This window comes from Streptomyces sp. NPDC050534 (genome assembly GCF_044457745.1).
Lineage (GTDB): Bacteria > Actinomycetota > Actinomycetes > Streptomycetales > Streptomycetaceae > Streptomyces.
The window spans coordinates 220,046-233,256 of record NZ_JBITHF010000011.1; the positions used below are offsets into that span (position 1 = coordinate 220,046).

General features: G+C 71.8%; 10 protein-coding genes. 2 read left to right on the forward strand and 8 right to left on the reverse strand.

The genetic code is table 11. From position 1 onward, the window contains the following. Positions 1-124: 124 nt before the first annotated feature. The 3 genes from ACIBN2_RS33045 to ACIBN2_RS33055 all read right to left on the reverse strand — a co-directional run bounded on the left by ACIBN2_RS33045 (position 125) and on the right by ACIBN2_RS33055 (position 7,551). Positions 125-2,611 carry a SpoIIE family protein phosphatase gene (locus ACIBN2_RS33045; protein ID WP_399139944.1) on the reverse strand — a complete coding sequence of 829 codons (2,487 nt, stop codon included), beginning with the start codon at positions 2,609-2,611 and terminating at the stop codon, positions 125-127. A 73-nt stretch (positions 2,612-2,684) separates the two neighbouring features. After that, entirely contained in the window at positions 2,685-6,956 is a 4,272-nt protein-coding gene (locus ACIBN2_RS33050) for a HAMP domain-containing protein (protein ID WP_399139946.1), read from the reverse strand. A gap of 271 nt (positions 6,957-7,227) precedes the next feature. Next, complete coding sequence (locus ACIBN2_RS33055; RefSeq protein WP_399139948.1) at positions 7,228-7,551, reverse strand: STAS domain-containing protein; 324 nt, start codon at positions 7,549-7,551, stop codon at positions 7,228-7,230. A 268-nt stretch (positions 7,552-7,819) separates the two neighbouring features. Here ACIBN2_RS33055 and ACIBN2_RS33060 point away from each other — a divergent pair, with 268 nt between their 5' ends. Beyond that, positions 7,820-8,263 (forward strand): ATP-binding protein, encoded by a 444-nt coding sequence (locus ACIBN2_RS33060; RefSeq protein ID WP_399139950.1) that lies wholly within the window; start codon positions 7,820-7,822, stop codon positions 8,261-8,263. Between the two features lie 48 nt (positions 8,264-8,311). Next, entirely contained in the window at positions 8,312-9,403 is a 1,092-nt protein-coding gene (locus ACIBN2_RS33065) for a P1 family peptidase (protein WP_399139952.1), read from the forward strand. 1 nt (position 9,404) lies between these two features. Here ACIBN2_RS33065 and ACIBN2_RS33070 read toward each other — a convergent pair whose 3' ends face one another. The 5 genes from ACIBN2_RS33070 to ACIBN2_RS33090 form a co-directional block, all read right to left on the reverse strand. Further along, positions 9,405-10,289 (reverse strand): oxygenase MpaB family protein, encoded by an 885-nt coding sequence (locus ACIBN2_RS33070; protein WP_399139954.1) that lies wholly within the window; start codon positions 10,287-10,289, stop codon positions 9,405-9,407. Positions 10,290-10,468: 179 nt separating this feature from the next. Beyond that, on the reverse strand, positions 10,469-10,639 hold the full coding sequence (locus ACIBN2_RS33075) for a hydrophobic protein (RefSeq protein ID WP_399139955.1): 171 nt from the start codon (positions 10,637-10,639) through the stop codon (positions 10,469-10,471). Positions 10,640-10,760: 121 nt separating this feature from the next. Beyond that, positions 10,761-11,321 (reverse strand): Dps family protein, encoded by a 561-nt coding sequence (locus tag ACIBN2_RS33080; RefSeq protein WP_399139957.1) that lies wholly within the window; start codon positions 11,319-11,321, stop codon positions 10,761-10,763. Between the two features lie 117 nt (positions 11,322-11,438). After that, positions 11,439-12,290, reverse strand: a complete 852-nt coding sequence (locus ACIBN2_RS33085; RefSeq protein ID WP_399139959.1) for a DMT family transporter — start codon at positions 12,288-12,290, stop codon at positions 11,439-11,441. 143 nt (positions 12,291-12,433) lie between these two features. Then, positions 12,434-13,210: a YoaK family protein gene (locus ACIBN2_RS33090; protein WP_399139961.1), complete on the reverse strand. Its 777-nt coding sequence runs from the start codon at positions 13,208-13,210 to the stop codon at positions 12,434-12,436. Position 13,211 lies beyond the last annotated feature (1 nt).

Sequence of the window (13,211 nt, forward strand, 5' to 3'; positions counted from 1 at the left end):
TCCTCGCCGATGGGCCGCCGGCCGTGTGCGCCTTCGTGCCGTTCCCGTGTGCCCTCTCAAGTGTGAACCGTACGTCCTTGTGACGGGTACCCGCGGCGCGGGTGGCCCATCGGGCGGGTGGGCGTCAGGGTGCCACCTGGATACCCACGATGCAGGTGTCGTCGTCGGTGTCGGACCTGCTGTGCACCAGCAGCCGGTCCAGTTGCTGGTCCAGCGTCGGCTGGACCGCGCGGGCGGCCGTCAGCAGCTGGGCCAGCGACTCCTGGACTGACCGGTCACGGCGCTCGATCAGACCGTCCGTGTACATCAGCAGGGTGTCGCCGACGGCGAGCTGGACCTCGTGCTCCTGGTAGGCGGCCTCCGGGACCGCGCCCAGCAGCATCCCGTCGACCAGGGGCAGCGGAGCCGCGTCCGTGCCGCGCACCAGGACGGGCGGCAGATGGCCGGCCCGCGCCCATCGCAGGATGTTGCGCTCGGGGTCGTACAGGCCGCAGACGGCGGTGGCGGTGACGGCGCCGGTCAGATGGTGGGCCACCATGTTGAGCCAGGACAGCAGCTGGCCCGGCCCGGCGCCGGTCACGGCGAGGCCGCGCAGCGCGTTACGCAGGACGACCATGGTGGTGGCCGCCTCGATGCCGTGTCCGGCCACGTCGCCGACGCACAGCAGGACCAGCCGCGACGGCAGGACGACCGCGTCGTACCAGTCGCCGCCGACCAGGTGCTGGGTCTCCGCGGGCCGGTAGCGCACGGCCACCTGGAGTCCGGGCACCGCCAGCGGGGCCTGCGTCGGCGGCATGATGGCGTGCTGCAACTGGAGAGCGAGGCGGTTGCGCTCGCTGGACTGCTGCTCGCTCTGGGCGAGCTGGTCGCGGGTGGCGGCGAGGGCCACCTCGGTCCAGTGGTGCGCGGAGATGTCCTGGTAGGCGCCGCGTACGGCGTACAACTGGCCGTCGGAGTCGAGGACCGGTTCGCCCACCACGCGGATGTGGCGCGTGACGCCGTCGGGGCGCTGCAGGCGGAAGGCGGCCGACGCGGGACGCCGGTGGTGGAGCAGGCCGCGCAGGAACCGGCCGATGGCGACCGCGTCGTCGGTATGCGCGTGCGCGGGCAGTTCCTCCAGCCGTACGGGACCGCTGGAGGCGGGCTTGCCGTAGAGGTGGTAGAGCTGGCCGTTCCAGGTGATCTCGCCGGTGAGGAGGTTCTCCTCGAAGCCGCCGATCCGGCCCAGCCGCTGGGCGTGCTGGAGCAGGCTCGCCAGCCGGGCCGTCTCGTCCTCTATACGCCAGAGGAGCAGGACGCTGCCGCCGTGCCGGCTGATGTTGATGTCGGCCACCGCCGCCAGCGGCACGTCGTCCACCAGGGCGGTCAGGCGCATCCGGCGGGCGCGGTAGGGCTCCCCGGTGGCGTAGACGCGTTCCGTCCGCTCGAACAGCTCGCTCTGCCCGGCGGCCAGCGGGTACGCCTCCAGCAGCAGGGCGCCGCTGATGACGCCGCGCGGCCGGCCCGCGGGGTCCAGGAAGCGGCCGTTGGCGTGGAGGATGCGGAAGTCGACGAGCTCCCCGGCGGCGTCCAGGTGCGGCACGAGCACCAGAGCCGGGTCGTGCAGCCCGTCGGCCAGGTCCATCAGCTCGGCCACGTCCGGCAGGACGCGCGGACCGGCTTCCCCGCCGGGACGGTGCAGGGCGTACGTCTCCAAGGTGTGCGCGCACAGCTCCGCCAGGGCCTCGATCTGGCGGACGATCGCCGGGGGAGGGGTGTCCAGCGGCGCGGGCCAGGCGATCTCCAGCACGCCGTGGATCCGCCCGGCCACCCCGGCCGGTACGGCGACCCGGCCGCCGTCGGGGTGGTGGTGCTGACCGATGGAGGGCAGCCCGGTCCCGGACAGGCTCCTGATCCACTGGCCTGTGCGCTCGGCGAGCCCGCGCCGCGCCACGGTGGTCACTCCCGGCGGCACATGCCGCCAGCGTCCGGCCTCGGCGGGGGCGAACCCGGCGCTGCCCGCCAGGGTGAGCGAACCGTCGGCCCCGAGCGCCCAGATGGCCACCGCCTCCGCGCCCAGCGGCGTCAGGGCGTGTTCCAGCAGGGAGTCGGCCACGGCCTGCGCGTCGTCGGCCGCCAGCGCACCGCTCTCCGCGGCCCGCAGCCGCACGGCGGAGGCGCGGCCGTCCGGCGGGCCGGCGGCGTCGGCGGGCGCCGCGGTGGCCGCGATGAAGGCGGCGGTCACCTCCGAAAGCCGGTCGCTCGCGGCCTGGTTGATGACCTCGACCGCGAACTCGAGGGGCGTGACCCCCGCCTGCTCGGTGAGTTCGGCGAGCTGCCGCGCGGCCTGGGCCGGCCCGCAGCCCAGCCGCTCGACGAGGATGCCCTTGGCCAGTTCGATCAGAGCGCGCCCGTCCGCCTCGGCCTGCGCCGCCCGCACCTCGCGGCGCAGCCGCTCCACGGTCGCCGCGAGCCGGCCGACGGGGGACGACTCCTCGACGCCGTCCTGGTCACCCGCGCCCGTGGGCGCATGGCCGGCCGGCCCGGACGGGGCGGCGTCCCGGGGCGCGGGCTGTGGCCCCACGGCGGCCTTGGCTGCCTGCGGGTCGGGCGGTTGACGGAGATCACTCACGGTCTGCCAGCTCCTGGGCTGGTACGTCCGAGGACGTCACGAGGTCGGCGGGTGGGCGCGGTGTGGAGTCCGGTCACGAGGGCAGCCACCGTCCGACGCGGGCGATCAGGTCGCTCGTGTCCACGGGCTTGGTGATGTAGTCGTTCGCCCCGGCCGCGAGGCTCTTCTCCTGGTCGCCCGGCATGGCCTTCGCGGTGACCGTGATGATGGGCAGCTCCGCGTACTGAGGCATGGAGCGGATCTCCTCGGTGGCCGCGTAGCCGTCCATCTCCGGCATCATCACGTCCATCAGGACCAGGCAGATGTCCGGGTGGCCCAGCAGCATCTCGATGCCCTTGCGGCCGTTGTCCGCGTGCAGGACCTGGAAGCCGTGCAGTTCCAGCACCCCGCTGAGGGCGAAGAGGTTGCGGGCGTCGTCGTCCACCACCAGGACCGTACGGCCGAGGAACGAGTCGTCCACGACCTGCGCGGGCGGCTGCGGCTCCTCCGCGCGCACCAGCGTCAGCACGTCGCCCGGCTGCTCGGCGGACAGATGCAGCGTGATGCGCTCGCGCAGCTCGTCCAGGCTGGAGAGGAAGTCCAGCGGCCGGTCGCCCGCGCGGGAGCGCAGTGCCTGCTCCTGGGCCAGGTCCACGCGGTGACCGGTGTGCACGAGGACGGGCACGCTGGCCAGTGCGGAGTCGCCGCGCATGGCCGTGAGGAAGTCCGCGCCCTCGTCGTCGGGCGTGCCGAGTTCGAGGACGACGCAGTGGCACGGTTCGGCCGCCAGCGTGCTGGCCGCCTCCTGGGCTCCGACGGCGGTGATGATGTCGATCGCCCCGTGCGGGTCGTCGTGGCCCTGCGCTATGTCCGCGACGGCACGCTCCGCGACGAGGCTGAGCAGACCGCGCGGACGCTCCTCGATCACCAGCAGACGGCGCCTGCGGTGCTCGGGTGCCGGCACGGGACCGGCGAGCGCCCGGGGTGTCTGAGCCACCTCGGAGGCGAGGATGGTGTGCGGCTGCTCCACCGTACGGCCGCCCGAGTCCAGCAGCTCCTCGAAGTCGTCCCGCGCCACCGGCAGATGGAGCGTGAAGGTGCTGCCCTGGCCCGGGGTGCTGTCGACCGTCACGGCACCGCCCAGCAGATGGGCGATCTCCCGGGTGATGGACAGGCCGAGGCCGGTGCCGCCGTACTTGCGGCTGGTCGTCCCGTCCGCCTGCTGGAACGCCCCGAAGATCGTCTCCAGTTGCTGCTGCGGGATGCCGATGCCGGTGTCCTTGACCCGGAATGCCACCACGGGTCCGCCGCGGTGCACGCCCGGCGGCACCTCACGGTCGGCGGCGGGCTCGATCCGCAGTTCCACACCGCCCTGCTCGGTGAACTTCACCGCGTTCGACAGCAGGTTGCGCAGGATCTGACGCAGCCGGGAGTCGTCGGTGAGCAGGTCGGCAGGGGTGCCGGGCGCGGTGGCCACGGTGAAGTCCAGGCTCTTCTGCGTCGTCATCGGCCGGAACGTCGCCTCGACGTACTCCAGGAGCTGGCGCAGCGGGACCCGCTCGGGAGCGACGTCCATCTTGCCCGCCTCGACCTTCGACAGGTCCAGGATGTCGTTGATCAGCTGCAGCAGGTCGGAGCCCGCCGAGTGGATGATGCCCGCGTACTCGACCTGCTTCGGGGTGAGGTTGCGGGAGGGGTTCTGGGCCAGCAACTGGGCCAGGATCAGCAGGCTGTTGAGCGGGGTGCGCAGTTCGTGGCTCATGTTGGCCAGGAACTCCGACTTGTACTTGGAGGCCAGCGCCAGCTGCTGCGCCCGGGTCTCCAGTTCCTGCCTCGCCTGCTCGATCTGGAGGTTCTTGGCCTCGATGTCGCGGTTCTGCGAGGCCAGCAGGGACGCCTTCTCCTCCAGTTCGGCGTTGGAACGCTGGAGTTCGTCCTGCTGGACCTGCAACTCCTCCGACCTGGCCTGGAGTTCACCGGTCAGGCGCTGCGACTCGTCCAGCAGTTCGTCGGTGCGGACGTTGGCGACGATGGTGTTGAGGTTGACGCCGATGGTCGGCATCAGCTGTGCGAGGAAGTCCTGGTGGATCTGGGTGAAGCGGGTCACCGAGGCCAGCTCGATGACACCCAGGACCTGGTCCTCGACCACGATGGGCAGCACCACCAGGGCGGAGGGCACCGCCTGTCCGAGACCGGAGGAGATGGTGACGTACCCCACCGGCAGCTCCTCGACGGTGACCGGGCGGCGGTTGCGCGCCGCCTGGCCGACGAGGGAGTGGCCGACGCGGATACGGGTGGGCCGTTCGGCGTCTTCGGGACTGCCGTACGAGCCCACCAGCCGCAGCTCGGTACCGCGCTCGGTGTCCTCGGCGAGGTAGAAGGCGCCGTACTGGGCCGCGACCAGGGGCGTGAGCTCGTCCATGATCAGCTCGGCGACGACGGGCAGGTCGCGGTGGCCCTGCATCAGGCTGGAGATGCGGGCGAGGTTGGTCTTGAGCCAGTCCTGCTCCTGGTTGGCCCGCGTGGTCTCGCGCAGGGACTCCACCATCGAGTTGATGTTGTCCTTGAGCTCGGCGACCTCGCCGGATGCCTCCACGTTGATCGAGCGCGTCAGATCGCCCTCGGCGACGGCGCTCGCGACCTCGGCGATCGCGCGGACCTGCCGGGTGAGGTTGCCCGCCAGTTCGTTGACGTTCTCCGTCAGCCGCTTCCAGGTGCCCTCGACGCCCTCGACCTCGGCCTGTCCGCCGAGCCGGCCCTCGCTGCCGACCTCGCGGGCGACGCGGGTGACCTCTGCCGCGAACGACGACAGCTGGTCGACCATCGTGTTGATCGTGGTCTTGAGCTCCAGGATCTCGCCGCGCGCATCGACGTCGATCTTCTTCGACAGGTCGCCGTTGGCCACCGCGGTCGTCACCAGGGCGATGTTGCGGACCTGCCCGGTGAGGTTGTTGGCCATGGAGTTGACGTTGTCCGTCAGGTCCTTCCAGGTGCCGGCCACGTTCGGCACATGGGCCTGGCCGCCGAGGCGTCCTTCGGTGCCGACCTCGCGGGCCACGCGGGTGACCTCGTCGGCGAACGCGGACAGCGTGTCGACCATCGTGTTGATGACGTCCGCCAGGGCGGCGACCTCGCCCTTCGCCTCCACGGTGATCTTCTGCGAGAGGTCGCCGCGCGCGACGGCCGTGGCGACCTGGGCGATCGAGCGGACCTGCCCGGTCAGGTTGGACGCCATCACGTTGACGTTGTCGGTCAGGTCCTTCCAGGTCCCCGACACGCCCCGCACGATCGCCTGGCCGCCGAGGTTGCCCTCGGTGCCGACCTCGCGGGCGACGCGGGTGACCTCGTCGGCGAAGGCGGAGAGCTGGTCGACCATCGTGTTGATGGTGTTCTTGAGTTCGAGGATCTCGCCGCGGGCGTCGACGGTGATCTTCTGGGAGAGGTCGCCCTGCGCGACCGCGGTGGCCACTTGGGCAACGTTGCGGACCTGCGCGGTGAGGTTGCCGCCCATGAAGTTCACGGAGTCCGTGAGGTCGCGCCAGGTGCCCTTCACGCCCTTGACGTCGGCCTGGCCGCCGAGGCGTCCTTCGGTGCCGACCTCGCGGGCGACGCGGGTGACTTCGTCGGCGAAGGCGGAGAGCTGGTCGACCATCGTGTTGATGGTGTTCTTGAGTTCGAGGATCTCGCCGCGGGCGTCGACGGTGATCTTCTGGGAGAGGTCGCCCTGCGCGACCGCCGTGGTCACCTGGGCGACGTTGCGGACCTGCGCGGTGAGGTTGCCGGCCATGAAGTTGACCGAATCGGTGAGGTCACGCCAGACACCGCCCACGCCGGGCACCTGCGCCTGTCCGCCGAGCCGGCCCTCGCTGCCCACCTCGCGGGCGACGCGGGTGACCTCTGCCGCGAACGACGACAGCTGGTCGACCATCGTGTTGACGGTCTCCTTCAGCTGAAGGATCTCGCCGCGCGCGGGCACGTCGATCTTCTGCGACAGGTCGCCCTTGGCCACCGCCGTCGCCACCTGCGCGATGTCGCGGACCTGTGTGGTGAGGTTGCCCGCCATGGCGTTGACCGAGTCGGTCAGGTCCGCCCAGGTGCCCGAGACGCCGGGCACCTCCGCCTGGCCGCCCAGAGTGCCCTCGGTGCCCACCTCGCGCGCTACACGCGTCACTTCGGAGGTGAACACGGACAGCTGGTCGACCATGCCGTTGAAGACCGTGGCGATGTCGCCGAGCAGTCCCGGTCCGTCGGACGGCAGCCGGGTCCCGAAGTCACCGTCCCGTACCGCCGTCAGCCCGGCCAGCAGCTGCCGCAGCTCCTGCTCGCCGGGAGCCTGCCCCCGGACGTCCGTCGATCTGCCCGTCATGTGCACCCTCGTTCCGCTCCCCAGAGTCCCCACCCCAGGGACTCGGAACCGAGACGGAGCTGTAAAGCCCCGCTCACCTGCGGCAATCCCGCGGGGGGCGGGGTTGCCGGATGAGAAATCGATCGCAGATTAACCCAGTTGCGTCCGGCGGCCAAAGCCCGGATCGAGGGCTGCGATCCGGCGAGAAAAAGGGGTCGGGAAGGTGGCATGAGGGAACGGGACAGGGGTACCCACCCGGGTTTGGCGGTGCGGGCCACCGCCTACGCGGCCGTCAGTCCGCGATGGCGTCCTCTACGGTCGGGTGACAGCTGACGAGGGTGTCGAGCCCCACCAGCTGCACGGTACGCAGCACGGCGCCCCGCACTCCCGCGAGGCGCAGCCACCCGTGTGCGCCCTGCATGGCCTGATGAGCGGCGATGAGCGCGTTGACGCCGCTGCTGTCCATGAACGTCACCCTGCTCATGTCCACCACGACCCGGTGGCCGTCAGTGGGATCCGCCACAGGCACGGCCCGGGTCAGGGCGCCCACGCTCTGGTAGTCGACCTCTCCGCGGAGGCTGAGCACGGTGATGCCGTCGCTCTCGGTTCTGACCACGGACAACTGGCCACGACCCACTGTTTCCCGGTTCTCTGCCACTCGCGTCCTCTGCGCACTCGGTCCGGCTGCGTCACGTCGCTGGTGCCGACGATCGCCCCTCTGCTGCCACGATTGCCCCGAGATCCCCGGTGCGATGCACGACAAGGACGATCCCGTGCGGCGCGGCACAGGAGTAGCGCGCGTATTGCGGGGTATCCGCGCGCCCATGAACGGGGTATTGCAGATCACCGGCAGAGCGCCAGTCTCGCCCGAGGAGAGTTCCCGCATGCCGGATACCGCACCAGCCGACGTGTCCATCGCCCTGGACGGGGCCGACGGCTGCATCTCCGGCGCGCGGAACCGGACGCTGGACTTCCTGACCCGGGCCAGGTCCGAGTGCGGGCTGACCGTGTCGGCCCGCGCCATGGACCTGGCGCAACTGGTCGTCAGCGAGCTGGTCACCAACGCGCTCAAGTACGCGCCCGGACCGGCGCTGCTGCACCTGCACATCGCCGGCGCGGAGGTGGAGATCGAGGTGTGGGACTCCGATCCGACGCTGCCCTTCGCCCGCGCCGCCGACAGCGGACGGGTGGGGCAGCACGGTCTGGAGATCGTGATGGCGGTGGTGCAGAGCTTCGAGGCGCGGCGCGAGCCGGTGGGCAAGCGCCTCACGGTCAGGCTCGCCCTTGCCGACGATCCCGGCGATCCGCTACGGCGCCTCATGGACTGAGCACGCCCCTCACCGGTGGAAGGGCAGCGGGCCGCTACCGTGCCGGACATGCGCGCGCAGGATCCGAACTCACCGCCGACGGCCCGCGACCGGGCCCGCGCCGTCGGGCTCGCCGTCGGCGAGCTGCCGACGGGCCCGCACAACGCCCTCACGGACGTGCCAGGAGTCCGGGTCGGGCACACCACGCTGATCCGCCCTCCCCGGGTGCACAGCGGGGTGACCGCGATCGTGCCGGACGGGGTGGGTCCCGGCAGCCCGCTGCCCGCCGGGATGTTCGCGGGCAACGGCTACGGCAAGCTGATCGGCGCCACCCAGATCGCCGAACTCGGCGCGCTCGAGACCCCCGTCCTGCTCACCTCGACGCTGTCCGCGTTCCGGGTGGCGGACGCCCTGGTGGGCTGGATCCTGGAGCGGCCCGGGAACGCGGAGGTCCGGAGCGTGAACCCGGTGGTGGGGGAGTGCAACGACGGTCTCCTGTCGGACATCCGGTCGCGTCCGGTACGGGAGGAACACGTGCGCGCCGCGCTCGACGCGGCGTCGTACGGCCCGGTCGCCGAGGGCTGCGTCGGTGGCGGCACCGGCCTGACCGCGCTCGGTTTCAAGGCCGGCATCGGCACGTCGTCGCGGCGCGTGCCGCTCGCCGGTCGGGAGAACACCCTCGGCGTGCTGGTGCAGGCCAACTTCGGCGGCACGCTGCGCGTACGCGGCCGCACGGTCACTCCCGCCGACGTGGGTCTGCCGCCCTCCGGCCCAGCCCCCGAGACCGGTTCCTGCATGGTCGTGGCCGCGACCGACGCCCCGCTGGACGCGCGCCAGTTGACGCGCCTTGCCCGCCGTGCCGTCTACGCCCTGGCCCGGGTCGGCGCCGGCTACGGCCACGGCAGCGGCGACTACGGCCTCGCCTTCGCCACCCGCCCCCTGGGCACGCCCGCGGGCCCCGCCATGATCCGCGACGACGACCTCGACCCCTTGTTCACCGCCGTGCTCGACGCCGTCGAGGAGGCCGTCCTCAACGCACTCCTGACGGCTACGACGACCACGGGCCCGCGCGGGCACACCCGCCACCGGCTGCCGGCGGCACCGCTGCTCGCCCTGCTTCAGGGCGACGGGGCCCGCGACGGCGAGCAGCCGGGGTCGTAGATCAGGACGTCGTCGGGCGCGACGGTGCCATCGCCCAGCGGACCGCGGAGGTGACGGCGCTTCCCAGGGGCCTGACGCACCATGCGTCGACGACCGGGAGCCTGGGGAGCCGCAGTTCCCGGGCGGCCCACGAGGGCAGCAGGGAGACGGCGTTGGCGGCCAGGACGCCGTAGGGAAGGCGGGCGGCGAGGGGGACGGGCGGGTTGAGGAGCAGGAAGCGGGCGGCCTCGCGTGCCTGCGCGGTGGCGCGTAGTTCCGGTCGGTAGGAGGCGAACAGTTCGGCGAGTTCCGCGCGATTGCGGGGCGGGTCGACCACGCCCAATTCGGTGGCTATACGGGCGGTGTCGGCGATGTAACCGTCGCAGCCGTCGTCGGAAAGGGGATTCGTTCCGTAGCGCTGATGGGCGCGGAGAAAACTGTCGATCTCGGCCGCGTGCACCCAGCCGAGGAGATGAGGGTCGGCGGCGTGGTATTCGTCGCCTTCGGCGGTGAATCCGTGAATGCGCTCGTGGACCGACCGGACCTGTTCGCACGCCTGCCGCGCGTGCTCGGCCGTTCCGTAGGTCGTCGTCGCGAGAAAAGTGCTCGTGCGCTGAAGCCGGCCCCAGGGGTCGCCGCGGTAGCCGGAGTGGGCCGCCACGGCCGCCATGGCCAGTGGATGGAGGGACTGCAGCAGCAGCGCGGAGAGCCCGCCGATGAACATCGAGGCGTCTCCGTGCACCCGGCGGACCGGGCTCTGCGGTTCGAACCAGCGCGGGCCGGGGGTCTCGTGGATACGGGCGCGGTTGCGCGGCCCGTCCGGACCGGCGACGCGGGTGAAGAGCCCCCTGCCCAGCTGCCCTCGCAGGCCGGACAGACCGGACGTTCCAAGCTGGACGATTCTCATCGGCGCGGGGCCCTTCCTGCTCGGTCGGTCGCGTCGCTGTTGCGCCACGAGCCGTCGGTGTCCAGTGTCGCGCGGCGTCCGGATCGTGCGTACGGGCCGGGTGTGCCGTATGCGGACGGGTGGGGCCCGCAGGCGCTGCGCCTGCGGGCCCCACCCGTCCGTCGTGCTTTGCGCCGCCTCTACCAGCGGTACCAGCGGCCCTTGCGGCCGCCGTGCCCTGCGGGCCGGACCACGAAGCCGAGCAGCCACAGCACCACCACGATGACCGCGACCCACCACAGTGCCTTCAGCGCGAAACCGGCACCGAAAAGAATCAGGGCAAGCAGCAGAACAAGAAGCAAGGGAATCATTCTTTGTGCACCTCCGTCGTATCTTCCGTCGTTTCTGGTGCCCCGAGAAATGCACCTCACGCACGGAAATTCTGTTGTTTGTCGCGGGCGCGACCGGGAATTCGGATCTCTTTGTGCGGGGTCAGTCCTTGGCCGCCGTGGCGGCGTCCAGCTCCGTGTCGGCCCTGGCCGTGGCCAGGCTGCCGCCGGCGTTCTCGAGATGGGCGCGGACGAACCACTGGAACTGCTCGAGGTCGCGCAGCTGCCCGATGAGCAGGTCCTCCGTCGCCGGGTCGATCTCCCCTACGACCTTGATCGCCGCGCGCAGGTCCTCGATGAGCCCGGTGTAGACGAGGTCGAGGGCACCGAGGTGCGCGATGGCGTCCTCGCGGCCGATGGAGTAGTCGTCCCAGGTGCGTTCGGAGACCAGGGCGCCGGGGGTGCCCTGGGCGACCCCGCCGAGAGCGGCCACGCGTTCGGCCACGTCGTCCGCCATGTCACGCACCTGTTCGACCTGCGGGTCGATCATCTGGTGCACGGCGATGAACTGGGGTCCCACGACGTTCCAGTGCACGTGCTTGAGCGTGAGATGGAGGTCGTTGAGGGCGTGCAGCCGCAGCCGGAGGACGTCGATGAGCCGACCGGCCGCCTCGCGCTCGATGCCCGGCACCGTGTACTTGGGGGTGGGGTCAGTCGTCGTCACTGCAACTCCTTGTCCGTGGGGGTGAGGTAGGAGTTCAGGTGCCCCACCTGCGCGTCGGCAGACCTGTGGATTTGCGGACGTCGCGGGAGCGGCCCGGCGGGTCGACGGAAAGGGGCGTCACCGGCCGAGCCCGAGAACCTGCACCGCCCGGCTCAGCACCAGCACGCCGGCGACGATCAGCACGACGCCCAGGAGCACGGGCACCAGCCACCAGCCCGTGCGGATCTTCTCGTCGAACAGGATGACGCCCAGCGCCAGGCTGACCGTCGCGTCGCCGATGGTCAGCGCGGGCTGGGACGCGACCAGTGGGCCCGCCTGGAGAGAGTTCTCCAGCAGGAGCAGCGCGGCCACACCGGCCAGTGCGAAGCCGTACGTCTGCCAGGTGGTGAGGAAGGCGGTCAGGCCGTGATCGGCGAACGTTCCGGTCGCGGACTTGAGCAGTGCGGCCGTCAGGGCGTTGCCGATCGCGGCCGCCCCGGCGAGGAGCGCGGCCCGCAGCGTCGCCGGGCGCCCCGGCCGGGCCAGGGCGACGGCCGCGGCCATCGCGCCCAGGCAGAGGCCGAGCACCGGAATCCAGCGCGTCATGGGGGCTTCGTCGCCGGCGCCGTGCGGGGCGGCGGAGGCGAGGCTCAGAGCCAGTCCGGCCACCACGGCGGCCACGCCCCACCAGCCCGGGTCCGGCAGCCGGCGGCGCATCAGCCGTGAGGCGACGAGCAGGGCGAAGGGCAGTTCGAGGATGAACAGCGGCTGCACGAGCGCGAGGGGGCCGTTGACCAGCGCCAGGCTCTGGAAGAGCGCGGCACCGATCACGCCGGACATGCCGATCACCCAGGCGGGCCGGCGGACCAGTTCGCCGAGCAGGCGCAGCCCGCCCTTGCTGGTGGTGGAGGCCGCCTTGCGCTGGAAGGCGGTCCCCACGGCGTTGCTGGCGGCGCCCGCGACGGCGAAGACCGCGGCCAACTCGATCATGCGGTGCCTCGCAGGGGAGGGGGCGGTGCGACAGCCGTTTCCAGCTCAGGCCTTGGCAGCCCTCAGCCTACGCAGCGGACGGTGTTCCGCCGGCAAGGCCGCCGCCACGACACCGGGCCGCCACGACACCGTGCCGTACGTGCTCACTCCGCCGGGCTTGAGCCTGCTGCAGGCCGACCGGGCGCGAGGAGGGTGAACGCGACGACGATCGCAAGGGCGGCGACCGTGGTCAACGCCCAGCGGGGACCGGCCACTTGGACGACGGCCGCCCCGAGCGCGGCGCCGGCGACCAGCGTCACGACGCTCAGCGTCTGCCGCGAGGTCGACGTCGGCGTGCGTTCCTCCGCGCGTCCGGCGATGAGCCCGGTCAGCGTGCTGGTCATGACCGTGGTGGTGAGCCCCGCGACGCCGAGCCGCCTGACCGCGGCGTTCTGCATCCCCAGCGCCACGGCGCACAGGGCGATCGGCAGCAGCGCGGGCTCCTGAACGCCGTCGTACGACCAGGTCAGCACGGCCACGACGAACAGGGCGGCCTCCAGCAGTGCGCAGAGCCCGACCAGCGCACGGTGGTTCACATGACGCGGAGCCACCGCACGCACCAGCAAAGCCCCCGCGACGAAGCCGCCGAGAGCCGTCAGTGGTCCGGCGGGTGAGGAACGCGCGGCGCCCGCGAGCGCCAGGCCGACGAGGACGAGGTTGCCGGTCATGTTCGCCACGAACACCTGGCCCAGGCCGAGGAGGCTGACCGCGTCGACGACCCCGCTGAGCAGGGTCAGCAGCAGCAACGGCGGTACGGCGAGGCGGTGTTGGCGTACGGCGGCGACCGCTCTGCGGGCCGGGGCCGCAGCCGGCTCCGCTCCGGTCCTCTCCCGATCGTCGCAGCCGATCGATCCGCCGGTCGTGGCGCCGTGTGTCTCCACG

Bases quoted from the DNA above. Each gene is read 5' to 3' on its own strand.
- ACIBN2_RS33085 (WP_399139959.1), bottom strand. From the start codon at position 12,290: ATGATCGAGTTGGCCGCGGTCTTCGCCGTCGCGGGCGCCGCCAGCAAC.
- ACIBN2_RS33060 (WP_399139950.1), top strand. From the start codon at position 7,820: ATGCCGGATACCGCACCAGCCGACGTGTCCATCGCCCTGGACGGGGCC.
- ACIBN2_RS33065 (WP_399139952.1), top strand. From the start codon at position 8,312: ATGCGCGCGCAGGATCCGAACTCACCGCCGACGGCCCGCGACCGGGCC.
- ACIBN2_RS33075 (WP_399139955.1), bottom strand. From the start codon at position 10,639: ATGATTCCCTTGCTTCTTGTTCTGCTGCTTGCCCTGATTCTTTTCGGT.
- ACIBN2_RS33050 (WP_399139946.1), bottom strand. From the start codon at position 6,956: ATGACGGGCAGATCGACGGACGTCCGGGGGCAGGCTCCCGGCGAGCAG.
- ACIBN2_RS33070 (WP_399139954.1), bottom strand. From the start codon at position 10,289: ATGAGAATCGTCCAGCTTGGAACGTCCGGTCTGTCCGGCCTGCGAGGG.